This window comes from Allobosea sp. FG18 (genome assembly GCF_057809495.1).
The window spans coordinates 200,578-223,537 of record NZ_JBMDKB010000002.1; the positions used below are offsets into that span (position 1 = coordinate 200,578).

At 67.4% G+C, this 22,960-nt stretch carries 24 protein-coding genes and 1 other RNA gene; 9 read left to right on the plus strand and 16 right to left on the minus strand.

Annotated features, from left to right (window positions below; translation table 11 throughout):
- Positions 1–4 precede the first annotated feature (4 nt).
- The 3 genes from tolA to tolQ are packed head-to-tail and all read right to left on the minus strand — an operon-like array spanning position 5 to position 2,419.
- Positions 5–1,213, minus strand: a complete 1,209-nt coding sequence (gene tolA, locus ACODTJ_RS03145) for a cell envelope integrity protein TolA (RefSeq protein ID WP_454655777.1) — start codon at positions 1,211–1,213, stop codon at positions 5–7.
- A gap of 34 nt (positions 1,214–1,247) precedes the next feature.
- Positions 1,248–1,691 carry a protein TolR gene (tolR, locus tag ACODTJ_RS03150; protein WP_454658951.1) on the minus strand — a complete coding sequence of 148 codons (444 nt, stop codon included), beginning with the start codon at positions 1,689–1,691 and terminating at the stop codon, positions 1,248–1,250.
- Positions 1,692–1,708: 17 nt separating this feature from the next.
- Entirely contained in the window at positions 1,709–2,419 is a 711-nt protein-coding gene (gene tolQ / locus ACODTJ_RS03155) for a protein TolQ (protein ID WP_454655778.1), read from the minus strand.
- 435 nt (positions 2,420–2,854) lie between these two features.
- Between tolQ and ACODTJ_RS03160 the strand changes: the two genes are divergently transcribed.
- Complete coding sequence (locus tag ACODTJ_RS03160) at positions 2,855–3,790, plus strand: hypothetical protein (RefSeq protein ID WP_488847621.1); 936 nt, start codon at positions 2,855–2,857, stop codon at positions 3,788–3,790.
- 93 nt (positions 3,791–3,883) lie between these two features.
- Here the strand turns inward: ACODTJ_RS03160 and ACODTJ_RS03165 are convergent, their stop codons facing one another.
- The 3 genes from ACODTJ_RS03165 to ybgC all read right to left on the minus strand — a co-directional run bounded on the left by ACODTJ_RS03165 (position 3,884) and on the right by ybgC (position 5,526).
- Positions 3,884–4,330, minus strand: a complete 447-nt coding sequence (locus ACODTJ_RS03165; protein WP_454655780.1) for a DUF2852 domain-containing protein — start codon at positions 4,328–4,330, stop codon at positions 3,884–3,886.
- 95 nt (positions 4,331–4,425) lie between these two features.
- Entirely contained in the window at positions 4,426–5,082 is a 657-nt protein-coding gene (locus tag ACODTJ_RS03170) for a TetR/AcrR family transcriptional regulator (RefSeq protein WP_454655781.1), read from the minus strand.
- Positions 5,083–5,121: 39 nt separating this feature from the next.
- Positions 5,122–5,526: a tol-pal system-associated acyl-CoA thioesterase gene (gene ybgC, locus ACODTJ_RS03175; protein ID WP_454655782.1), complete on the minus strand. Its 405-nt coding sequence runs from the start codon at positions 5,524–5,526 to the stop codon at positions 5,122–5,124.
- 128 nt (positions 5,527–5,654) lie between these two features.
- On the opposite strand from ybgC, the gene ACODTJ_RS03180 reads away from it, so the two are divergent.
- A complete protein-coding gene (locus tag ACODTJ_RS03180) occupies positions 5,655–6,167 on the plus strand; it encodes a hypothetical protein (protein ID WP_488847531.1) in 513 nt (170 codons plus the stop codon).
- Positions 6,168–6,191: 24 nt separating this feature from the next.
- On the opposite strand, the gene ACODTJ_RS03185 is transcribed toward ACODTJ_RS03180, so the two are convergent.
- From ACODTJ_RS03185 to ruvC, 5 genes are all read right to left on the minus strand, one after another.
- Positions 6,192–6,719 (minus strand): DUF3828 domain-containing protein, encoded by a 528-nt coding sequence (locus ACODTJ_RS03185; protein WP_454655784.1) that lies wholly within the window; start codon positions 6,717–6,719, stop codon positions 6,192–6,194.
- 194 nt (positions 6,720–6,913) lie between these two features.
- Complete coding sequence (ruvB, locus tag ACODTJ_RS03190; RefSeq protein WP_454658952.1) at positions 6,914–7,939, minus strand: Holliday junction branch migration DNA helicase RuvB; 1,026 nt, start codon at positions 7,937–7,939, stop codon at positions 6,914–6,916.
- A 23-nt stretch (positions 7,940–7,962) separates the two neighbouring features.
- Positions 7,963–8,454 carry a GNAT family N-acetyltransferase gene (locus ACODTJ_RS03195; protein ID WP_454655785.1) on the minus strand — a complete coding sequence of 164 codons (492 nt, stop codon included), beginning with the start codon at positions 8,452–8,454 and terminating at the stop codon, positions 7,963–7,965.
- Positions 8,451–9,068, minus strand: coding sequence for a Holliday junction branch migration protein RuvA (gene ruvA, locus ACODTJ_RS03200; protein ID WP_454655786.1), 618 nt, complete (start codon positions 9,066–9,068; stop codon positions 8,451–8,453). Before ruvA ends, ACODTJ_RS03195 begins: the two co-directional genes overlap by 4 nt.
- Positions 9,069–9,234: 166 nt before the next feature.
- The gene (gene ruvC, locus ACODTJ_RS03205) at positions 9,235–9,747 is read right to left on the minus strand and encodes a crossover junction endodeoxyribonuclease RuvC (RefSeq protein ID WP_454655787.1); all 513 of its coding nucleotides are present in this window, start codon (positions 9,745–9,747) and stop codon (positions 9,235–9,237) included.
- Positions 9,748–9,910: 163 nt separating this feature from the next.
- On the opposite strand from ruvC, the gene ACODTJ_RS03210 reads away from it, so the two are divergent.
- Positions 9,911–10,690 carry a TSUP family transporter gene (locus ACODTJ_RS03210; RefSeq protein ID WP_488847532.1) on the plus strand — a complete coding sequence of 260 codons (780 nt, stop codon included), beginning with the start codon at positions 9,911–9,913 and terminating at the stop codon, positions 10,688–10,690.
- Positions 10,691–10,857: 167 nt separating this feature from the next.
- Here the strand turns inward: ACODTJ_RS03210 and ACODTJ_RS03215 are convergent, their stop codons facing one another.
- Positions 10,858–11,604 carry a YebC/PmpR family DNA-binding transcriptional regulator gene (locus ACODTJ_RS03215; protein ID WP_488847533.1) on the minus strand — a complete coding sequence of 249 codons (747 nt, stop codon included), beginning with the start codon at positions 11,602–11,604 and terminating at the stop codon, positions 10,858–10,860.
- Positions 11,605–11,806: 202 nt separating this feature from the next.
- Here ACODTJ_RS03215 and ACODTJ_RS03220 point away from each other — a divergent pair, with 202 nt between their 5' ends.
- Entirely contained in the window at positions 11,807–13,162 is a 1,356-nt protein-coding gene (locus tag ACODTJ_RS03220; protein WP_454655790.1) for a methyl-accepting chemotaxis protein, read from the plus strand.
- An 11-nt stretch (positions 13,163–13,173) separates the two neighbouring features.
- On the opposite strand, the gene ACODTJ_RS03225 is transcribed toward ACODTJ_RS03220, so the two are convergent.
- The 3 genes from ACODTJ_RS03225 to ssrS form a co-directional block, all read right to left on the minus strand.
- Positions 13,174–13,995 carry a TIGR00282 family metallophosphoesterase gene (locus tag ACODTJ_RS03225; protein WP_454655791.1) on the minus strand — a complete coding sequence of 274 codons (822 nt, stop codon included), beginning with the start codon at positions 13,993–13,995 and terminating at the stop codon, positions 13,174–13,176.
- A 54-nt stretch (positions 13,996–14,049) separates the two neighbouring features.
- Positions 14,050–14,634: a 5-formyltetrahydrofolate cyclo-ligase gene (locus tag ACODTJ_RS03230; protein WP_454655792.1), complete on the minus strand. Its 585-nt coding sequence runs from the start codon at positions 14,632–14,634 to the stop codon at positions 14,050–14,052.
- 6 nt (positions 14,635–14,640) lie between these two features.
- A non-coding RNA gene (ssrS, locus tag ACODTJ_RS03235) (6S RNA) lies at positions 14,641–14,797 on the minus strand.
- A gap of 162 nt (positions 14,798–14,959) precedes the next feature.
- Between ssrS and ybgF the strand changes: the two genes are divergently transcribed.
- The 4 genes from ybgF to glmM all read left to right on the plus strand — a co-directional run bounded on the left by ybgF (position 14,960) and on the right by glmM (position 20,660).
- Complete coding sequence (gene ybgF, locus ACODTJ_RS03240) at positions 14,960–15,904, plus strand: tol-pal system protein YbgF (RefSeq protein WP_454655793.1); 945 nt, start codon at positions 14,960–14,962, stop codon at positions 15,902–15,904.
- Positions 15,901–16,956 (plus strand): tRNA lysidine(34) synthetase TilS, encoded by a 1,056-nt coding sequence (gene tilS, locus ACODTJ_RS03245; protein ID WP_454655794.1) that lies wholly within the window; start codon positions 15,901–15,903, stop codon positions 16,954–16,956. The genes ybgF and tilS overlap by 4 nt, the downstream gene beginning before the upstream one ends.
- A gap of 111 nt (positions 16,957–17,067) precedes the next feature.
- Complete coding sequence (ftsH, locus tag ACODTJ_RS03250) at positions 17,068–18,993, plus strand: ATP-dependent zinc metalloprotease FtsH (protein WP_454655795.1); 1,926 nt, start codon at positions 17,068–17,070, stop codon at positions 18,991–18,993.
- Between the two features lie 323 nt (positions 18,994–19,316).
- Positions 19,317–20,660 (plus strand): phosphoglucosamine mutase, encoded by a 1,344-nt coding sequence (glmM, locus tag ACODTJ_RS03255; protein ID WP_454655796.1) that lies wholly within the window; start codon positions 19,317–19,319, stop codon positions 20,658–20,660.
- Positions 20,661–20,888: 228 nt separating this feature from the next.
- Here glmM and ACODTJ_RS03260 read toward each other — a convergent pair whose 3' ends face one another.
- A complete protein-coding gene (locus ACODTJ_RS03260; protein ID WP_454655797.1) occupies positions 20,889–21,656 on the minus strand; it encodes an SDR family NAD(P)-dependent oxidoreductase in 768 nt (255 codons plus the stop codon).
- Between the two features lie 130 nt (positions 21,657–21,786).
- Between ACODTJ_RS03260 and ACODTJ_RS03265 the strand changes: the two genes are divergently transcribed.
- The gene (locus tag ACODTJ_RS03265; RefSeq protein WP_454655798.1) at positions 21,787–22,824 is read left to right on the plus strand and encodes an L-idonate 5-dehydrogenase; all 1,038 of its coding nucleotides are present in this window, start codon (positions 21,787–21,789) and stop codon (positions 22,822–22,824) included.
- The last annotated feature ends 136 nt before the right edge of the window (positions 22,825–22,960 follow it).

Consider the following 22,960-nt stretch of genomic DNA (forward strand, 5'->3'; position numbering starts at 1 on the left):
GGGGTCACATGACGTCCCTGGCGTCGAAATTGACGACGACATCGCGCCAGTCGTCGTAATAGGAGGCGAATTGAGCCGGGATGCGCAAGGGCGCGCAGCGGCGGGTGGCGGTCAGCGCCGAATCGGCGGCGACCCGGAAGAGCGGGTCCGAGGACGAATTGATCACGCCGGGCTGGCCGATGAGCGAGCCGTCGGTGTTGAGCTTCATCCGCACGGATGGAACGACATTGCTGCTGCCATGAGCGTTGGCGAGCGCGATCGGCACGTTCCAGCACTTCAGGAGCTGTTCCTGGATAATGCCGATGAGCTGAGACCGGAGCGAGGGGCTGAGCTTCTGCGAGGTGCCGCGCTCGGTCCCCAGCGAGGCCGTGCGGTTGACCTGCGGCGCCGAGGAGCCGGAGGACTGCGCCTTCTCCTTGGACTGGAGCAGCTTGGCGATGTCGCTGGCGTTGAAGTTCTTGGCGATCTCCGCCTCCTTCTTCGCCTTGGCCTCGGCCTCCTGCTTGGCCTTCGCCTCGGCGGCGATCTTCGCCTTCTCAACGGCCTCGGCCTTCGCCTTGGCGGCAGCCTCCGCCTTTTCCTTCGCGGCCTTGTCTGCTTCCGCCTTGGCGAGCGCCTCGGCCTTGGCCTTCGCATCGGCGGCGCGCTTGGCGGCCTGGGCCTCGGCTTCCGCCTTGGCCTTGGCGGCGGCCTTCGCCTCCTCCTCGGCCTGCTTCGCCTTGGAGGCGAGCTCGGCCTCCTCGGCGAGCTTGGCCTGCTCCTCGCGCTTCTGCTCGGCCTCGCGGGCGGCGGCGGCTTCGCTTTTCTGCGGCGGCTGCTTGGCGGGCTCCGGCGGCTTGGCCTCGGGCTTCGGCTGCTCGACCGGGCGGGCCGGCGGCGGGGGCGTTGCGGCGTTGTTCTCGGCGGTTTTCAATTCGAGCGGGCGCGAGGGCGGAGCCGGAGCGTCGGCCTTGGCCTCGCCCGCTTCCTTGCGCTCGACCTTTTCGGACTGGCGCTCGGCGCGCGGGGTCGGCTGGGCCTGGACCTTCTCGGCGCTGCGCTCGCCGCGCGTCACCTGGTTCAGCGCGCTGGGGTCGATCACCTCGACGGCGATCGCCTCCTCGTTCTCCGGCAAAGGCGCAGGCGACGAGAACGCCAGCAACCCCGCGACGAGGAACGTCGCGTGGCCCAGCGCCGACACCAGCATGCCAGGTTCGGAGGTCGAAAGCTTCACGCCCTTAACGCCCTTACTCTCTAATTCTCAGCTCTCAGCGGCTCGGCTCGGTAACGAGCGCGACCCGCTTGAAGCCGGCGGCGGTGATGGTCGACATCACCGAGGCGACGCGGCCGTAATCGACCTGCTTGTCGCCGCGAACATAGATGCGCTCGTCGAAACCCTGCTTGGCCAGGCTCTGGAGCTTGGTAACGAGGTCGGGCTCGAGCGTCGGCTCGTCCTGCAGGAAGATCTGGCCCTTGGCGTCGATGGCGATGGTCAGAGGCTTCTGATCGACATTGATCGGCTTGGCGCCGGTCTGCGGCAGGTCGAGCGGGACGCCGGTCGCGATCAGCGGCGCGGCGACCATGAAGATGATGAGCAACACCAGCATGACGTCGATGAACGGCGTCATGTTGATCTCGGCGATGGCGCCGTGGCGGCGCCCGCGCCGACCCCGGCGGCCGGAACCGCCCTTTGCGCCCGAAGCGGCTGACATACCCATCGGTCAGGCCCTCACGCCGCCATGCGTTCGTCGATCTGCCGCGACAGGATCGCGGAGAACTCGTCGGCGAAGGCTTCGAGGCGCCCTTGAGCCTTGGCGACCTCGGCCTGGAGCTTGTTGTAGGCCATCAGCGCAGGGATAGCGGCGAAGAGGCCGATCGCCGTGGCGAAGAGCGCTTCGGCAATGCCGGGCGCGACGACCGCGAGCGAGGAATTCTTGGAGACCGCGATGGCGGTGAACGAGGTCATGATGCCCCAGACCGTGCCGAACAGGCCGATGAAGGGGGCCGCCGAGGCGATGGTCGAGAGCACGAGCAGCCCCGATTCCAGCCGCTCCGTTTCGCGCTGGATGGTGACGTCGAGCACCTTGTCGATGCGCTGGGGGAGGCTGGCGACCGAGCGCCCGCCATTCTCGAAGGAGCGCTTCCACTCGCGCATCGCGGCGACGAAAACGGCGGCCATGTCGTTGACCGGCTTGCTGGCGAGGTCGCGATAGAGCTCCTCGAGCGAGCGGCCGGACCAGAAAATCTCCTCGAAGGCGTCCATGTCCTTGCGCGTGCGGCGGTACAGCAAGGTCTTGTCGACGATGATCGACCAGCACCAGACCGAAGCGGCCAGCAGGCCCATCATGACCAGCTTGACGACGATGTGGGCGTGCCAGAACAGCGTCCAGAACGACATGTCGATCTGCGGCGCGGCCTGCGCGACGTCGGCGGGGTTCATCCTGTCATCCTTCTCACCCAGGCGGTACGGCCGATGCTGGACGCTTCAAGGCTCCAGCCCCGGCCCAAACCCCGCCGCTTGCGTCGCGGGAAGCCCACGCCGCCGCCCGATCCGCGATCCGGGGAAATGCCGTATCCCTCCAATCGCGCGTGAATCCGGCGAAAGATGGGCCGAAACGGGGTTTCCCACGGAACGCATGCTCCGAAAGGAGTTAAGCATCCGGCAAGGTTAATGTCGGGTATACGGCGGACCGGGCGGGTGGGAAGTTTCGGGAAGCCGGAGATGCGGGCCCAGGCTGGCGGTGCTGTTCGCTCAAAGCGCTGCGAAACGACAGACGGTGCGCCGGAAGCCTCACGTGAAAACAGAGCGCTTGACAGAAAATTTCAATTTGCAGATCTGTGCATGCCTTCGAGACGGGAAGGCCAGTCGAAAATCATGAGTTATTTTTCGTATGTGGGCTCCGGGCCCTATTGTTACGCCAATTCATTTTCGATGATGTTTGGCGAGGCTTCGCTACCTCCCGCCGTCATAGAGTTCGCGACGGGAAGTCCTTTCGGCATGCAATTGCATGGCGGCGCGCTGCCATTCTTCGATCCCTATGGTTGGACCCCGGAAGCGGGTTTCGAGGGTGCGCTCGCCGCCATGGGCTGGGCCTCCACCGTGGCATACGGCGGCAGCGAGGAAACGGCACTCGCGCGACTTGCGGATGCTCTCGCCGCGGGGCCGGTCTGGATCGGGCCCGTCGAAATGGGGCATCTGCGCCATCAGCCGGGCATGCGCGGGGCGATCGGCGCCGACCACTATGTCGTCGTGCTCGCGCTGAGCGGCGACATGGTCGAGATGCACGATCCGCAAGGCTATCCGCATGCGACGCTGCCGCTCGCCGATTTCGTGGCAGCGTGGCGCGGCGAGACGGTCGATTACGGCGAGGCCTTCACGATGCGCACGGGGTTCCGGCGCGTCGAGATCGTGCCGGAGGAGGAGGCGATCCGGCGGGCGCTTCCCGCGGCCATTCGCTGGCTCGCCATGGACGGGGACCTGCAGCCGCCGCCGGGGACGCTCGGCAACGAAGCGGCCGCCCTGGCTCTGGCGGAACGCGTCGCGGCCGGCTGCGACGACGACCTCAGGGGTCATCTCATCCATTTCGCGGTGTGCGTCGGTGCGCGCCGGGCCGCCGATGCCGCGCGTTGCCTGACGCGGATCGGGCTCGATGCCGCTGCCGGGATCATGGGGCGCCAGGCGCGCCTGATCGGCGCCCTGCAATATCCGCTGGTCGCCCGGGATGATGCGACGGCAGCCGCTCACCTGCGAGCCCTGGCGCCGACCTATCGCGAGCTGCTCGCGGTACTGGAACGGCCGGCTGCTTCGTAGCGGGCGATCCGGTTGCCGCGCGACGCTGTGCCCGCCAGACAAGACAAAGCCCGCCCCGGCTAGGGGCGGGCCTGTTCTGATCGATCCGACGGTTCAGGCCGCGTCGGGCTGGGCCGGGGTGTTGGCCGGCGGGTTGTTGCGGCGCTCGGTCATGAACTGATCGAACTCGGCCTTGTCGCGGGCCATGCGCAGGCGGCCCAGGAAGTCGTGGAACTCGCGCTGCTCGTCCTCGAGCCGGCGCAGCGTCTCCGAGCGATACTCGTCGAAGGCGCGGTTGCCGCTGGAGGGGCCGCCGCGGCCCCAGCCGCCGAAGCCGCCTTCGCGGCCACCCATGCGCTCGCGCAGCCGATCCATCTTGCCCTGAAGGCGGCTCATCCGGTGCTCGTACCGGTCTCCGGCATATCCACAACCCATGCGTCCACTCCAGAAAAGAAAGGCCAGGGTCGCCAGACCCAGGGGCCAGAACAGGATGAAGCCGAGAACCGCGAAGGCGATCCAGGCACCCTTTCCATATTCGTCCAGCTTCTCGACGATCGGCATTGCTCCCTCACCATCCATGAGCGTGAATGTAAATCACATTTACATAGATGCGCCTGGCACTGCCGCTTGTCAAGAAGCGGGCGCGCGGAAATGAATCAGTCGGGCTTGGAGGGGCCGTTGCGGCCGATGCCGAGGCCCTGAAGGTAGATCAGCGTCCCGGCTTCCAGCAGGTCGGAGGCCGACATCGGCAGGGGGCGGCGACCGCCATCGGCGCGGCCGAACAGGGCGGCGATGCCATGCGACATCGCCCAGATATGCAGGGCCATCATCAAGGCCGGGGGGCGCTTGCCTTGCGGCAGTTGCGCGATCAGCGCCTCGGAAGCCTGGCGCAGGCAGGCGAAGGCGCTGTCGGCAGCCGTGCGCAGCTCCGCGCTGGCGTCGAGCGGTACGCCGGCCTCGAACATCGCGGAGTAATAGGCGGGCTCGTCATGGGCGAAGGCGAGATAGGCGCGCCCCAGCCGGTGAAAGGCGACCTCCGGATCGGGCCGCCCCTGATCCCAGGCGCGCGACAGGGCCGTCTCGAAGGCCTGGAAGCCGCGGGCCGCAACATCGGCCAGAAGCTCGTCGCGGTCGCGGAAATGGCGATAGGGGGCGGCAGGGCTGACGCCGGCCATGCGCGCGGCTTCGGCGAAGGTGAAACCGTTCGGCCCCTTCTCGCGGATCAGCCCGAGCGCGGCCCGCAGCAGCTCCTCCTTGAGGTTGCCATGGTGATAGCCGCGGGGTGTCTCGGGGCGGTCGCGCTTCCAGCTCATGTAAGGAGCGCTAACATGCGGGTGGGGCTGCGTCGACTGTCAGTCGTCGAGCATCAGGCGCTTGCGCAGGCCGTCCGGGATGCGTCGGGCGCGGCCGCCGCCGACGCAGGCGACCATGACCTGTGCGGTAATCAGCACCTCCTCGCCGCGCAGCACGCGCTGTTCGAGGTCCATGGTGGCGCCCCGGGCGGCGATCGAGCGGGTCTCGATCGTCAGTAGGTCGTCCATCACGGCGGGCCGCAGGAAATCGATGGTCATCTTGCGCACGGCGAAGCCCAGCGCCGTCTCGCCGTCGAAGAGCTCGCGCTGCGCGATGCCGAGCGCGCGGATCAATTCCGTGCGGCCGCGCTCCATGAAGCGCAGATAGGAGGCGTGATAGACGACGCCGGAAAAATCGGTGTCCTCGTAGTAGACGCGGACCTCGAGGCGATGGACCCTGCTCATGGCGCTCCGGAGCGGTTCAGAATGGCTGCGGCTGCCATAGACCAGGTGATGCGGCTTCGGAAAGGCTGGAACCGCTTTGCGGGAAGAGCGTTGCCCGTTGCGTGATCACAGCAAGGGAGGATCTGTCCATGGCGCAATCCAGCAAGGCGACCGCGCGGCTGCTCGACAAGGCCGAGGCCGATCTCGTCGCCAGCACCCATCGCAGCGCGATCGGGGCTCTTCCGGACGACGCGTTGCGCGATCTGGCCAGCAAGCTGCGTGAGCGCCGCGACAAGGCCCGCGACGGCGCTCGTCGCCAGAAGCGCGAGATGCGCGGCAAGGCCGAGCCGAAGGGGGCCAAGCCCGCAACCGACAACACCGGCACCAAGGCGAAGGCCGACGCGCTGACGGCGGCGCTGAAGCGTGTCGGTGCCGAGCGCACGCGGCGGGAGGAGAAGGCCAAGCTGCCGAGCCAGCGCAGCCTCGCCCGCAAGGCGCTCGCCCTCAAGCAGCGGCAGCTCGCGGCCGAGCGGCCTGCCAGCCGCACGGCCAGCAAGGGCATGCGGCCCGTCGAGAATCCGAAGGCCGCGAAATCAGGCGCACTGAACGATGCGGGGGCGCGGCCGGCGATGATGCGCTCGAAGATGGCGCGCCAGTCGTAGCGGCGCGCTCGGCCCTGCCCGCGCTCAGCGCTTGCAGGGCTTGTTCATGAAGGAGCCGCAGTCATAGGGCTGGGACAGCATGTCGCGGACCGAATAGTCCTTGCCCTCGAAGCGGTTGATGATGTCGTCGATGCGCCAACCGCCGCCTTCCTCGATCATGCGGAAACGCACGGTGACCTGCTGCTTGAAGCTGCGGAAGCTGGCGTTGACCAGGGCCCGGCCGTTCTCGGGCTCCTCGACGACGTTGACCTTGAGGAGCTTCACCTCGCCGTCCTGGCCGTTGATGAAGGGATCGGCGCCGATATGGCCGATCTCGCCGGCCTCGTCCTGATAGAGATCGTCGCGGGCGAAGAGTGCGGCTAAGCCCTTGCTCATCAGCTTGTCGCGATGCGGCGGGCGCCAGGGTGGCGGGCCTGAGGAGGCAAGCGTCTTGCGCGTGACGGCATAGGCATCCATCACGGTGCCTGCCGGGGTCTTGTCGCCGGCATGCGCGGAGGCCGCCGCGAGAAGGAATGCCAGCGCGGCCGGGCCGGCGAGGCGGCTTAAGGACATTTTCGGTCTCCGAAGCGCTGGTCTGCCTGATCAGGCACGGATGGTTAGCCGTGCATCCTCCATTTGACCGGGAAGACGAACGATTTCAATCGTCATGATCCGGACAGGCCGCAGAACGGCACCGATCCGGCATCCTCGCAAGGCATTGTGCTCGTTGTTGCGTCCGAGTCTGTGCCCCCGCCCGAAACCGGGCCTCAGCTCTCATCCTCGTCGCCGCCGAACAGCCCGAACTGCGCCGTCTCGCGTGAGGGCTCGGGCATGCCGAGATGGCGGAAGGCGTGGGGCGTGAGCAGGCGCCCGCGCGGCGTGCGCTGGATGAAGCCCTGCTGAAGCAGGAAGGGCTCGATGATCTCCTCGATCGCATCGCGCGGCTCGGAGAGCGAGGCGGCGATGGTCTCAATCCCGACCGGGCCGCCGCCGAAATTGATCGCGACGGTGGTGAGATAGCGCCGGTCCATCTGGTCGAGGCCGATGGCGTCGACATCGAGCAGGGAGAGCGCCTTGTCGGCGACCTTGCGGGTGACGATCGGGTCGCCGTCGACGATGGCGAAGTCACGCACGCGGCGCAGCAGCCGGCCGGCGATACGCGGTGTCCCTCGGGACCGCTTGGCGATCTCGTTGGCGCCGTCGTCGGACATCGGCACGCCGAGCACGCGAGCGCCGCGCGCGACGATGCCCTGCAGTTCCTCGACCGTGTAGAACTGAAGCCGGATCGGGATGCCGAAGCGGTCGCGCAAGGGCGTGGTCAGCAGGCCGGCGCGGGTGGTGGCGCCGACGAGCGTGAACTTGGGCAGGTCGATCTTGACCGAGCGGGCGGCGGGACCTTCGCCGATGATCAGGTCGAGCTGATAGTCCTCCATCGCCGGATAGAGGATTTCCTCGACCGCCGGGTTGAGGCGGTGGATCTCGTCGATGAAGAGCACGTCGCGCTCTTCGAGATTGGTGAGCTGCGCGGCGAGGTCGCCGGCCTTGGCGATGACCGGGCCCGAGGTCGAGCGGAAATTGACGCCGAGTTCGCGCGAGACGATCTGCGCCAGCGTCGTCTTGCCGAGGCCGGGCGGGCCGACGAAGAGAACATGGTCGAGCGCGTCGCCACGGCTCTTGGCGGCGTTGATGAAGACCTGGAGATTGGCGCGCGCCGCCGCCTGTCCGGTGAAATCGGACAGCGAGAGCGGCCGCAGCGAGGTCTCGCTGTCGTCGTCGCGCTTGTCGGCTGTCATCAGTCCGGAGCGTTTGGGTTCGCTCACAGCGCGATCTCCAGCTCGATGGCGTCGTGGATCGGAATGTCCTTGTACCCTGTCTTGATGATATCAGGCTCGACCGAGCGATAGTGGTCGATCGCCTCGAGATAAAGCCCCGAGAGGCGGAAGCCGCGGCGCTGGTAGAAGGTCATGCCGGGCATGTTGTCATTGGTCAGCATGGCCTTGAGCTTTTTGGCACCAGCCTTGCGCGCCGCGTAGATGACGGCGTCGAGCATCCGGATCGCGATGCCTTCGCCCGGCTTCAGCGAGTGGAGCGCGCAGAGATAGGCGCTGTCGCCGCGCACGGTCCAGCTTGCCAGCGCCGCCGTCTTGCCGGAGGGCTCGAACAGGCCGAGCGCATCGATCTCCGCGACGTCGTAGACGTGCAGGTCGATCATCATGCTATGCGAGCCCCAGCTCGCCAGCATGATGCGGCAAAGCTCGGTCTTGTCGGTGACGACGCGCAATTGAAGCTCGTCGGGCGCTTGGCTCACTTCGCCAGTTCCTTCAGGCCCAGCTTGATGAGTTGGGCCGTGCCGGCACCATCGCCGGCGGCCTTGGCCGCAGCCGCAACAGCTGCCACCGCCTGCGCCTGAGGATAGCCGAGATTGGCGAGCGCCGACACGGCATCGGCGATCGGCTGTGGCAGCTTCCGGTCTTCGAGCGCGCCTGCGAGCTGGGCGACGCCTGGATCGATATGGCCGAAGGCCGGGGCCTTGTCCTTGAGCTCGGCGCAGAGGCGTTGCGCCAGCTTGGGGCCGACGCCGGGCGAACGGGCAATGGCGGCCTTGTCGTTGGTGGCGATGGCGGTGGCGAGCGCGCCCGGCTCAAGCGTCGAGAGGATCGCGAGCGCGACCTTGGCGCCGACGCCCTGCACGACCTGCATCAGGCGGAACCAGTCGCGCTCCACGTCCGACATGAAGCCGTAGAGGCGGATCGCATCCTCGCGGACATGGGTCTCGATCGAGAGCGCGGCGGCCTCGCCGGGCTGGGGCAGGCGCTGCAGTGTGCGCGACGAGCACTGCACGACATAGCCGACGCCCTGCACGTCGATGATGACGTGGTCCTCGCCATAGGAATCGATCAGGCCCTTGAGCTTGCCGATCATCGATTTTCTCCAGGTGTCATCCCGGGCGACCGTAGGGAGACCCGGGATCCATTCCGGAACATGTCTCGGCGAGGTTCCGGAATGGATCCCGGGTCTTCGCTTCGCTCCGTCCGGGATGACCCGCGTGAGGGAGTGTCGCGAAAAATATCGAGCGGAAGCGTGGGGCTCATGATGCCTTCATCTGCGCGACCAGCGCCTTCATGCCGCGATGCTGGGCATGGCAGATCGCGACAGCGAGCGCGTCCGCCGCATCGGCCGAGGAGGTCTCGGCCTTGGGCAGCAGCACGCGGATCATCGCCTGGACCTGCTTCTTGTCGGCATGGCCGACGCCGACCACGGTCTTCTTGACGAGGTTGGCGGCATATTCCGCGACATCGAGCCCCGCGAGCGCCGGCACGACCAGCGCGATGCCGCGGGCCTGGCCGAGCTTCAGCGCCGATTGCGGGTCGCGGTTGATGAAGGTCTCCTCGACGGCGGCCTCATGCGGGCGATGCGCGGCGAGGACCTTGTTCAGGCCTTCATGCAATTGCCGCAGGCGCTGGCCGAGCGACAGGGCGCCGTCGCTCTCGATGCAGCCGCAGGCGACGAAGGAGAGCTTGCTCCCTTCCGAAATCACGATGCCCCAGCCGGTTTTCCGGAGGCCGGGATCAATGCCGAGGATGCGAATCGGAGGTGCCATGACGGGCTCAACCTAGCGGATGTTTCGGATTTGTCCCGCGCCGAGACGGGCGATGGGACGGGGCGGGATGAATTCCCCTGATCGATGACATCAAAAAGGAAAGTTGTTCTTGCTGTCGGCCCGCGGGCATGGTCCGCCTCGCTTTTCTCCTTGTGCCGGCTCCATGTCCTCGATCCTCTCTTCTTTCATGCCGGGCGTCAGTGCCGACGGCATTGCCGTCCTGCTGGCCGCGACGCTGCTCGGTGGGTTGGTACGCGGCTTCACCGGCTTCGGCTTCGCCATGGTGTTCATGCCTTTGGCTTCGGTCATCCTTGGGCCTGTCGCGGCGCTTGGCCTGATCTGGTTCATCGATCTGCCCTTCGCGCTGCCGATTGCGGCGCGCAGCGCCAAGACGGCGGAATGGCGCGAAATCCTGCCGCTGCTGCTGACCGCGACGCTCGCCCTGCCGGCCGGCATCTGGCTCCTGATCTGGCTCGACCGCGAGACGATGCGCTGGGTGCTGGCCCTGCTCGTGCTGCTCGCCGTCGCGCTGATGGCGTCAGGCTGGCGCTACCATGGGCGCCCGACGATCCCGCTCTCGCTCGGGGTGGGCGCATTGTCGGGGCTGTTCAACGGCATGGCCTCGATCGGCGGCATGCCGCTCGCGGTGTTCTGGCTCGGCGCGCAGCGCAACGACCGGCACAAGACGCGGGCCAACATGCAGGCCTTCTTCGGCGTCTCGACGCTGATCAGCGGCGCGGTGCTGTGGTGGAAGGGCATCCTGACCGGCAGCGCCTTGCTGATGGCGGTGCCGCTCTTCGCGATCTACGGCGTCGGGCTCTGGGTCGGGACGCATGGCTTCCGGCTGGCGTCGGAGGAGACGTTCCGGCGCGGGGCCTATCTGGTGATCTTCCTGAGTGCGCTGATCAGCCTGCCGCTCTGGGACGTGGTGATCGGGCGGTAGGAGGTGGTCCCTTCCTTCTCCCCTTGCGGGAGAAGGTGGCCTGAAGGGCCGGATGAGGGGTCGGGCGACCTCTCCATGGGGCGGCGACGCCAAAGGCGCAAACGATCGAGGTGGTGCGACCCCTCACCCCAACCCTCTCCCGCAAGGGGAGAGGGGGCAGGTCGCGCTCAGGCGCTGAGCTTGGCCATGACGTCGTCGGCGATCTCGAAATTGGCGAAGACGTTCTGGACGTCGTCGTCATTGTCGAGCGCTTCCATCAAACGCATCATCGAGGCGGCCTTCTCCTCGTCGAGCGGGGCGGTCGTGGTCGGGCGCCAGACGGGCTTGGCCGAGGCGGGGGCGCCGAGCGCGGCTTCGAGCGCCTTGGAGACCTCGTTCAGCGCGTCGAAGGCGCAGAGGATGGTGTGGCCGTTCTCGTCCGAAATCACGTCGTCGGCACCGGCTTCGATCGCCGCTTCCATCACCTTGTCGGCGTCGCCGGCCTCAGGCGGATAGCTGACCTCGCCGACGCGGTTGAACATGAAGGAGACCGAGTTGCTCTCGCCCATCGCACCGCCCGACTTGGTGAAGTAGGAGCGCACGGCGGAGGCGGTGCGGTTGCGGTTGTCGGTCAGCGCCTCGACGATGACGGCGGCGCCGCCCGGACCGTAGCCCTCGTAGCGAACCTCGTCGTAGTTGTCGCCTTCGCCGCCGGCCGCCTTGTTGATGGCGCGCTGGATATTGTCCTTCGGCATGTTCTCGGCGCGCGCGGCGAGCACCGCAATGCGCAGGCGCGGATTCATGTTGATGTCGGGCATGCCCAGCTTGGCGGCGACGGTGATTTCGCGAGCCAGTTTCGAGAACAGCTTGGAGCGCACGGCATCCTGCTTGCCCTTGCGGTGCATGATGTTCTTGAACTGTGAATGGCCGGCCATGGGGTCCCGCTGCCTTCTGCGCTTGTTGTTTCATTTGCCAGGGGCTGTCGGCTGCCCGGCGAAACGGCCTTATAGGCGCGGGCTTTGCCAGCAGGCAAGCGGTGCGGAGCACCCACCGATCACCGCGTTAGATGATTCTTTACCTTGAGAAAGGAGGCTTGCAGCGTGATGCGATGAAGGCTGCCACAGCCCGAGTGATGATTTGAAGACCAGAACGATCACCGGGCAGGAACACCGCTTTCGCGCCTTCCAGATCGCGGAACGCGATCTTGCCTTACTCGCCAGCCACGCCGGTTTCGCGCATCGACGCCTGCCGTCGCTGCTGCCCGAATTGCACGAGCAATTCGCACCCTGGCCGAAGATCGCGCTGGCGCTGCGCAGGCCGGAGGTGCACGAGAAGCGGCTGGCCCATTGGATCCGCCTCGCTTCGGGCGACATCGGCGAAGGTTTCACGGAATCGGCGCACAATCTGGCGACCGCTTTCCACAAGCACGGCGTTCCGATCTATGCCGTCGTGATCTGTCACATGATCGTATCCAACGCCCTGTTCTCCGAACTCGGGCTCGACCAGGATACATTGAGCAGCCTTGCCGGGCGTTGGCGCCGCGGCCGGCTCGGCACGCGGATCGCGACGCGCGCGGCTCTAACCAAGGCGGTTCAGCTCGATCTCGAGTTGATATTGGAGACCTACGCGCTCGTTCAGCAGAACAGCCAGGAGGCGACCCGCCGCCAAATCGAAACCTTCGAGGGGGCTGTGCGCGAGGTGGTCGGCGCGGTCGGCCTCGGCGCGGTCAAAGTCGAAAGCCTGGCCACGACGATGGAAGCGGTGGTTGGCCAAACCAGCGCGCAGGCTGCCCAAGCGGTCAGGACAGCGGACGATGCCTCCAGCAACGTCAACAATGTCGCGGCGGCGACTGGCGAGCTGTCCCACTCGCTGGACCATGTCGCATCGGAGGTTGTCCGCGCCTCGAAATTGGCTTCCGAGGCCGATCTCGCGGCCCAGCAGACAGACGCGATCGTCCAGAGCCTGTCCCGCTCTGCCGCCACGATCGGTTCGGTCGTCGAATTGATCCAGATGATCGCGAGCCAGACCAATCTGCTTGCGCTCAATGCAACGATCGAGGCCGCGCGCGCCGGTGAGGCAGGCCGCGGTTTCGCCATTGTCGCGACGGAGGTGAAGCAACTCGCCGCGCGCACGGCGCAGGCGACGGGGGAGATCGCGGCGCAGGTTCCGGCCATGCAAGCGGCGACGAGCGAGGCCGTGGCCGCGCTGGAGCGGATCGTCGGTTTCGTCAGCCAGGTGAACGACATCGCGGCTACGGTTGCCGCAAGCATCGACCAGCAGCGTGCGGCGACGCAGGAAATCGCACGCAGCGCCGGACAGGCAGCCATCGGGACCCAAGTCAATGCCGAGGCTATCGACCAGCTGAGTGTGCGCGTGCAGGACGCCGGAAACGCGGTCGCTGACGTCGTCAATGTGGCCAGCATGCTGCCCAGGCAGGCTGCCAGCATGAGTGAGGCTTTCGAGGCGCTGATCCAGCAGTCCCGCTCGGCCTGAGCCGATCAGCTTCAGGCCGCCCAGTCGGGCACGGCCTGGCTGAGATGCGGGCCGACGCGCACGGCCCAGACCGCCTTGGCCAGGCCGGTCGCATCGTCGATGTCGACCGCGACGCCGGACAGCGTGCCTTCGCCGGTCGCCGGCTCCAACCTTGCGCCCGGAACTTTCTGCAGGAAACGCCTCACCGGCTCGTCCTTCTGCATGCCGAGGACGGAATCGTAGTCGCCGCACATGCCGGCATCGGATTGATAGGCCGTGCCGCCGGGCAGGATGCGCGTGTCGGAGGTCGGCGCATGGGTATGCGTGCCGACGACGAGGCTGGCGCGGCCGTCGAGGAAATAGCCCATGGCCTGCTTCTCGCTGGTCGCCTCGGCATGGACGTCGACGATGACGGCGTCCGCCACTTCGCCGAGCGGGCAGGCCGAGAGTTCGCGCTCGACCGCGGCGAAGGGATCGTCGAGCGGGTCCATGAACAGACGGCCCATGACGTTGACGACCAGGACGCGGGCGCCGTTGCGGGCCTCGATCACGGTGGCGCCGCGCCCGGGCGTGCCGGGCGGATAATTGGCAGGGCGGATCAGCCGGTCCTGCCGGGTGATGAAGACGAGCGCCTCGCGCTGGTCCCAAGAATGGTTGCCGAGCGTCACGACATCGGCGCCGGCGGCAAGGATCTCGTCGCAGATCGCTTCGGTGATGCCGAAGCCACCGGCGGAGTTCTCGCCATTGATGATGACGCAGTCGAGTTTCCAGGCTTCGCGCAGGGCGGGCAGCCGCTCCTGAACCGCAACCCGGCCGGGGCGGCCGACGATGTCACCGAGGAAGAGAAGACGCATGGCCAGACCCGAAAACTGCGAAGGTTCTCTCCCTCGCGCGAAGGCGCGCGGGAATCAACCGCAACGAAGGACTTCGCGCTCGGTCACGATCCAGTCGAGGCGCTGGTCGTGCTGTTCGTCGGGGACGGCGTCGATCTCCTGCGCGGCATAGCCGAGGCCGATGCTGAGCGTCGGGCCGAGTTCCGAGAGGGCGCGGTCGTAATAGCCCTTGCCGTAGCCGATGCGGTAGCCGCGCCGGTCGAAGGCGGCCAGCGGCACGAGGAGGATCGCGGGGTTCAGCTCCGGCTGGCCGGGTGCGGGAACGAGCGTGCCGAAGCCGCCGGGCACGATCGGCTCGTAAGGCGCCCAGCGCCGGAAGAGCATGCGTCTGTCGACGATCGCGGGCAGGCAGAGCGGCAGGCCGCGCTCGTGCAGGGCTTCCAGGATCGGGCGGGGGTCGGCCTCCGAGCGCATCGGCCAATAGGCCGAGACCGGGCCGGTGCTGCCTTTCCAGACAGGGAGGGCGAGCGCGTGCGCGGCGATCTCCGCATCCCATTCCAGCCGGTCGTCGAGATCGAGCGCATCGCGGCGGGCGAGCGCCTCGGCGCGGAGCATCGTCTTGCGCGGGGAGGGCGGAGCGTCGGTGTCGGGTGTGGTCATGAGGGTTGCGGAGCCACCTCGGCCGTGGAGTTTTGAATCCCGGGACACCTACAGAGTAGGTGGGCGCCGTGTGTCCGGTTCCAAGGGATCCGGACAGGGACAGCTCCCTGGGGAGTCGTATGGGCCCGGGGAATGCTGTCTCGCACGCACCAGGCAGCCCCGCTCCGCTTATTTAGGGAAGCCGCGGGCAAAGCGCCAGAGGTCTTTTTGTGATGGAGGCGACGCGCCCTGCGGACGCACCGGCCATGAAAACGTTCATATTTTGGCCGTGGTGAGCTGATGGTATAGAGACAGCGCGCGACATGTACGGAAACCGGTTTCAACGATGCTTCGTTCTCTCCTAGCCCGCCACCTCTCCCGTCCGGGACTGGCTGCTCTGGCGCTCTCCGCTGCGCTCGCCGGCGGCGTTGTGCCGGCCACGGCGCAGGATGCGGCCGATCTGCTGGTCCGCACGACGCGGCTGGAGAACCAGCTGCGCCAGATGTCCGGCCAGATCGAGCAGCTCCAGTTCGAGAATCGGCGGCTCTCCGAGCAGCTCCGCAAGTTCCAGGAGGATGTCGATTTCCGCCTGAACGAGAAGGGCGGCGGTGGGCGCCCGAATACGGCCGCGCCCGGCCCGTCGGGCGCGCCGCCCTCCGGCGGGGCGCCGCAGCGGCAGCGGCGCAGCGATGCCTTCGACCCGACGACGCAGCATGGCGCGGCCGGCGCTCCGCAGCAGCTCGGCGGCGGCGGCGCGATCGCGGGCATCATCGAGGACGATTATGCCGCCGGCCCGGCCACGGGCCAGCCGCTCGATCTTCAGGGCGTCGGGCGTCCTGTGCCTCAGGGCGGGCTGCCGCAGGACAGGCCACGCGGCGCGAGCGTCGCCGCCGCCAGCGGCCCGCAGAGCGCCAAGGAGGCTTATGATCTCGCCTTCGCTTCGCTCCAGCGCAAGGAATACGAGCAGGCCGAGATGGGCTTCCGCCAGTTCCTGCAGAGCTATCCGCGCGATCGGCAGGCCGTGGACGCGACTTATTGGCTGGGCGAGAGCTATCTCCAGCGCCAGCGCTATCGCGAGGCGGCCGAGCAGTTCCTGAAGATCTCGCGGGAATCGCCGAAGGCCACCAAGGCGCCGGACAGCCTGCTCAAGCTCGGCATGTCCCTCAACGGGCTCGGCGCCAAGGAGCAGGCTTGCGCCACCTATGCCAAGGTCGGCGTCGATTATCCGTCCGCTTCCAATTCCGTGCGTCAGGGCGTCGCCCGCGAGCGTCGCCGCTCCGGCTGCGCTTGAGCGCGGCTCCGATCGCAACGCATTCCGCGCCGGTCTCGCTCGCCGAGGCCGGCGTCGCCTTTGAGGGGCTGTCGCACGAGACGGCCCTGCTCGTGGGAGTCTCCGGCGGGCCGGATTCGGTGGCGCTTCTGGCGCTTCTGGCCACCTGGGCGCAGGTGCCGGGGCGCCCGGCTCTCCACGCCGCGACGGTCGATCACGGCCTGCGCCTGGAATCGGCCGGAGAGGCTGCTGCGGTTGCGGCGCTCTGCGGGCAACTCGGCGTCGGCCATGCGACCCTGCGCTGGGAGGGGCTGAAACCGGCCAGTGGCGTGCAGGCGCAGGCGCGCCGCGCCCGCTATATGCTTCTGGCGAACGAGGCCCGGCGGCTCGGCGGCGCGACGCTGGTGACGGCCCATACGCTCGACGACCAGGCCGAGACGATGCTGATGCGGCTTGCCCATGGCTCGGGGCCGTCGGGGCTTGCCGGGATGCGGGGGCGGAGCGAGGTCAACGGGGTGCCCCTGGCCAGACCACTGCTCGGCATCCCGAAGGCAAGGCTCGTCGCGACGGCAGAAGCGCGCGGACTGCCTTTCATGTGCGATCCCAGCAATGGCGATACACGCTTCGAGCGGGTGCGTTGGCGCCAGGCGACACCGGTTCTGTCGGAAATGGGGCTGACGGCGGAGCGGCTCGCGCGGTTGGCGGAGCGGATGGCGCGACTGGACGAGGCTGCGGCGCGACAGGCCCAGGACGTGCTGGCGAGGATCGCCTTGCCGGCCGAGGGCGCGGGAGGGGGCCTGCGCCTGCGCTATGTCGCGTTGGTCCCGGAACCGGAGGAGATCGCGCTGCGCGTTCTGGCCCTGGCGCTCGACGCGGTCGCTCCGGGTGGCGATGGTCACGGCCGGCTGGAGCGGCTTGAAACCTGTGGGGCGGCGCTGATGCAGGCGGCGCGCGCCGGCTTGGCTCTGCGCCGAACCCTGTCCGGCTGCGTTCTGTCGCTTGGCTGCGACGGCGTCCTGTCGGTGCAAGCGGAGGGGCCCCGCAGACGCGGCGTTCACCCTTCGGCGTCATAGTGCCGCCACGACATTGCTTTCCCTTGGCAAGGGCGTGTGCGACACCTAAATTGATAGTCGGGAAACTCTAGGCCTCATCCGGTTGGTCCGGCAGGCCCGATCGGACTGGGAATGAATCCGAATTTTCGAAATTTTGCCCTCTGGGTGGTGATCTTCCTGCTGGTCCTGGCGCTGGTGACCCTGTTCCAGAGCCCAAGCCAACGCACCAGCACCAACGAGATTCAGTACAGCCAGCTGGTCAACGAGGCGCAGGCCGGGCGGATCGCCAGCCTCGTCGCTGCCGGACCGGAATGGACCGGCAGCTTCTCCGACGGACGCAGCTTCGTCACCTATCCGCCCTATGCCGATCCGCAGTTCCTGCGGAGCCTGGCGGAGAAGGGTGTGCAGGTCTCGGGCAAGCCGCCTTCAGAGGGCACGCCGTGGTTCATGGCGCTGCTGGTCAATTCGCTGCCCTTCGTGATCTTCATCGGTCTGTGGATCTTCATGTCCCGGCAGATGCAGAACGGTGCCGGCCGGGCGATGGGCTTCGGCAAGTCGAAGGCCAAGCTCCTGACCGAGGCGCATGGCCGCGTCACCTTCGAGGATGTCGCGGGCATCGACGAGGCCAAGGAAGACCTGCAGGAGATCGTCGAATTCCTGCGCGATCCCCAGAAGTTCCAGCGGCTGGGCGGGCGCATCCCGCGCGGCGTGCTGCTTGTCGGCCCTCCCGGCACGGGTAAGACCCTGACGGCGCGCGCCGTCGCGGGCGAGGCCAATGTGCCGTTCTTCACCATCTCGGGTTCGGACTTCGTCGAGATGTTCGTCGGCGTCGGCGCGAGCCGTGTCCGCGACATGTTCGAGCAGGCCAAGAAGAATGCGCCCTGCATCATCTTCATCGACGAGATCGACGCGGTCGGCCGTCATCGCGGCGCCGGTCTCGGCGGCGGCAATGACGAGCGCGAGCAGACGCTGAACCAGCTCCTCGTGGAGATGGACGGCTTCGAGCCGAACGAAGGCGTCATCATCATCGCCGCGACCAACCGTCCCGACGTGCTCGACCCCGCGCTGCTGCGTCCGGGCCGCTTCGACCGTCAGATCGTCGTGCCGAACCCCGACGTCGCCGGCCGCGAGAAGATCCTGCGCGTCCATGTCCGCAAGGTGCCGATGGCGCCGGATGTCGACCTCAAGGTGCTTGCCCGCGGTACGCCCGGCTTCTCGGGCGCGGACCTGATGAACCTCGTCAACGAGGCGGCGCTGCTGGCGGCGCGGCGCGGCAAGCGCATGGTCACCCATGCCGAATTCGAGGACGCCAAGGACAAGGTCATGATGGGCGCCGAGCGCAAATCCATGGCGATGTCCGAGGAGGAGAAGAAGCTGACCGCCTATCACGAGGCCGGTCACGCCATCGTCGGCCTCTATGTTCCCGCCGGCATTCCGGTCCACAAGGCAACGATCATCCCGCGCGGCCGCGCGCTCGGCATGGTCAAGTTCCTGCCGGAGGGCGACCGCTACTCGATGAAGTTCAAGGAGTTCACCTCGCAGCTCGCGGTCGCCATGGGCGGGCGCGTGGCGGAAGAGATCACCTTCGGCCGCGAGAACGTCACCTCCGGCGCCACCGGCGACATCCAGCAGGCGACCAAGATGGCCAAGGCCATGGTCACGCAGATGGGCTATTCGTCGGAACTCGGCATGGTCGCTTATGGCGACAACCAGGAAGAGGTCTTTCTGGGCATGTCGATGGGCCGCAGCCAGTCGGTCTCCGAGGCCACGGCGCAGAAGATCGACGCCGAGGTCAAGCGCCTCGTCGACGAGGGCTATGCCGACGCCAAGAAGATCCTCACCGAGCACAACGAGGAGTTCGTCGCTGTGGCCGAGGCGCTACTCGAGTTCGAGACGCTGACCGGCGAGGAAATCCGCGACCTGATCGCCGGCAAGCGCCCGGTGCGCGATGCCGACGACACTCCGCATGCGCCCCGCGGTTCGGCCGTGCCGAGCGCCGGCAAGGGCCGCAAGCGCGGCGAGCCGGATGCCGGCCTGGAGCCGCAGCCGCAGGGCTGAGGCAGTTCGAATGGACTATGAAAGGGCGGCCGTGAGGTCGCCCTTTTCTGTTGGGCCTTCATGCTTCTCCACCCGCGCCGTCATCCCGGACAAGCGGCGGAGCCGCGCCGATCCGGGATCCATGCCAGAACGCTTCCGATCAGGGTTCCGGCATGGATCCCGGGCCTCCCTTCGGTCGCCCGGGATGACATCGCCCCTATTGGGCGTCGCGGTCGCTGCTGCTCCTTTTCACGCTCCGTCACAATTTGTGAGAAGGCGGAAAGGTTTTTTGGCTATAGAACGCGCAAAACTAGGCACGAGCCGCCGCTGGGAACCGAAACACGATGACGCGCAAATATTTCGGAACGGACGGCATTCGCGGGCGGGCGAACGGCGTCATCACGCCGGACCTCGCCCTGAAGGTCGGCCAGGCCACCGGCCTCGCCTTCCGCCGCGGCGAGCACCGCCACCGGGTGGTGATCGGCAAGGATACCCGCCTCTCCGGCTACATGATCGAATACGCGATGGTCGCGGGCTTCACCTCGGTCGGCATGGACGTGATGCTGCTCGGCCCGATGCCGACGCCGGCGGTCGCGATGCTGACGCGCTCGATGCGCGCCGATCTCGGCGTGATGATCTCCGCCTCGCACAACGCCTACGAGGATAACGGCATCAAGCTGTTCGGGCCGGACGGTTACAAGCTCAACGACGAGGTCGAGCGCGAGATCGAGGGGCTGATCGACGGCGATCTGACCTCCCGCCTGTCGGGCTCGCCGAAGCTCGGCCGGGCCAAGCGCATCGACAGCGCCGACGCGCGCTATGTCGAGTTCGCCAAGCGCACCATGCCGCGCAACATGAGCCTGGAAGGCCTGCGCATCGTGCTCGATTGCGCCAATGGCGCCGCCTACAAGGTGGCGCCCCAGGCTTTCTGGGAACTCGGCGCAGAGGTCATCGTCATTGGCGACGAGCCCGATGGCTTCAACATCAACCGCGATGTCGGCTCGACCCATCCGGCGACGCTGGTCGCGAAGGTCAGGGAGTTGCGTGCCGATGTCGGCATCGCGCTCGACGGCGACGCCGACCGCGTGCTGGTGGTCGACGAGCACGGGCATGTCGTCGACGGCGATCAGCTGATGGCGGTGATCGCGCGCTCCTGGCTGGAGGACGGCCGGCTCTCGGCGCCGGGCATCGTCGCGACGATCATGTCCAATCTCGGCCTGGAACGCTATCTCGCGGGGCTCGGCCTCACGCTGGCGCGGACCGCGGTCGGTGATCGCTATGTGCTGGAGCACATGCGCAACCACGGCTTCAACCTGGGCGGCGAGCAGTCCGGCCACATCATCCTCTCGGATTTCGGCACGACCGGCGACGGCCTTGTCGCGGCGCTGCAATTGCTCGCCGTGGTCAAGCGCATGGACAAGCCGGTCTCCGAAGTCTGCCACTGCTTCGAGCCGCTGCCGCAGATCCTCAAGAACGTCCGCTACAAGAAGGGGCGCCCGCTTGAGGAGAAGCAGGTGGTCAGCGCGATCGAGGCGGCCAAGCAGCTTCTCGGCGAGAGCGGCCGCCTGGTGATCCGCCCCTCCGGCACCGAGCCGGTGATCCGCGTCATGGCCGAGGGCGACGACCGCGACCTGGTCGAGCGCGTGGTCGACGATGTCGTCGAGGCGGTGACGAAGGCCGCAGCCTGATATCGGGCGGCATGCTCGGGCTTGAGCACTGAGCATCTCCTTATGGTGGGGGCGCAGGGACCGCGACGCTCCCCCTCTCCCCTTGCGGGAGAGGGCCGGGGTGAGGGGTCGTGCCGTCCCGAAACGTTGGCGTTCCTGAATGCCGAGCGGAAAGCTCGCGAGACCCCTCATCCGTCTCGGCTTCGCCGATCCACCTTCTCCCGCAAGGGGAGAAGGGAGGCCTGAACCTCACACCACCGAGGTGAGGCCGCCATCGACCATCAGCAGGTGGCCGTTGACGTAGTCCGAGGCCGCCGAGGACAGGAAGATCGCGGCGCCGGCCAACTCTTTCGTCTCGCCCCAGCGCCCGGCCGGCGTGCGGCTGCAGACCCAGCTCGAGAAGGCCTCGTCGGCGATCAGGGCGGCGTTGATCTCGGTTGCGAAATAGCCGGGACCGATGGCGTTGGCCTGGATGTTGTGCTTGCCGAGCTCGGCGGCGAGGCCCCGCGTCATCATCTTCACCGCGCCCTTTGAGGCAGTGTAGGGGATGATGGTGGCGCGGCCGAGCTCGCTCATCACCGAGCCGATGCTGATGATCTTGCCGCGCTTGCGCGGCACCATGCGCTTGGTCACGGCCTGGGTGACGTAGAATACCGAATGCAGGTTGGTGTTGATCACCTCATGCCAGCCCTCGACCGGGAACTCGGTGATCGGCACGCGCTTCTGCATGCCGGCATTGTTGATCAGGATATCGATCGGGCCGATCTCGGCTTCGATCATGGCGACGCCGGCCTCGACCGCCTCGTGATCGGTGACGTCGAAAGGGGCGATGGAGGCTTTGCGGCCGGCGGCAGCAAGGGCCTGCTGTGCGCGCTCCAGCTTCGCCTTGTCGCGGCCGTTCAGGACGACATGGGCGCCGGCATCCGACAGCCCCTCGGCCAGCGCGAGGCCGATGCCCTGGCCCGAGCCGGTGACGAGCGCGATCTTGCCGGCGAGACTGAACAGCGACAGCGACATGGCTTATCCTCGCAAAATGCCGGATGCGGCGATTTCGGTTTGCGCCCGGGGCGCCGCTTTGGGTAAGCAGGTTTCAATCGATTAGACAATGGCGCCGCGCACTGTCGCGCGGCGAATTCGGGAGCGTGCCATGCGTGCCGTCGTCATTCATGCCGAGAAAGATCTGCGGGTCGAACCGACGAGCGCGCCGGAGCTCGGGCCGCGCGACGTGCGCGTTCGGATCGAGGCCGGCGGCATCTGCGGCTCGGACCTACACTACTACCTGCATGGCGGCTTCGGCACGATCCGTGTGCGCGAGCCGATGATCCTCGGCCATGAGATCGCCGGCCGGGTCGAGGCGATCGGCGGCGAGGTCTCGCGGGTGAAGCCGGGCGACCGCGTCGCGGTCAATCCGAGCCGGGCCTGCGGCCATTGCCGCTATTGCCAGATGGGGCTGCAGCAGCACTGCACCGACATGCTGTTCTACGGCTCGGCGATGCGCTTTCCCCATGTGCAGGGCGGCTTCCGCGACGTGCTCGTGGTCGAGGAGCGGCAGGCCGTGAAGGTGGCGCCGCGCGTCACCGCGGCGGAGGCGGCCTTCGCCGAGCCGCTCTCTGTCTGCCTCCATGCCGTCAAGCGCGCCGGGCCGCTGCTCGGCAAGCGCGTGCTGGTGACGGGCGCGGGGCCGATCGGCGCGCTCACCATCCTGGCTGCCAAGGCGGCGGGCGCTTCCGAGATCGTCGCGACGGACGTGGTCGACGGGCCGCTGCCGGTGGCGCGCAAGATGGGCGCGACGGCAACGGTGAATGTCGCGGCCGAGCCGGAGCGACTCAAGGCCGAGTACGGAGCGGAGAAGGGCGCCTTCGACGTGATGTTCGAGGCTTCCGGCAACCAGCATGCGCTGACGGGTGCCTTCGACGTGGTCCGGCCAGGCGGTGTCATCGTCCAGATCGGCGTCGGCGGTCAGTTCACGCTGCCGATGAATGTCGTCGTCGCCAAGGAGTTCGACCTGCGCGGCTCCTTCCGCTTCCATGAGGAATTCGACTGGGCGGTGGCGATGATCGGCTCTGGCAATATCGATCTCTCGCCGCTGCTGACGGCGTCGATCCCGGTCGATCGGGCGGTGGAGGCCTTCGAGCTGGCCGCCGACAAGTCGAAGGCGATCAAGGTCCAGCTCGACTTCGCCTGAGGCGCGTCATCCCGTGCGCATTGTGGCGCGAAGTGCCGCGATGCAGACACGGGACCGTGTCACCAGTAGGTTGCTCTTTCTGATGGCGGTCCCGTGTCTGCGCAGCGGCATTTGCATGCCGCAGCGCGCACGGGAT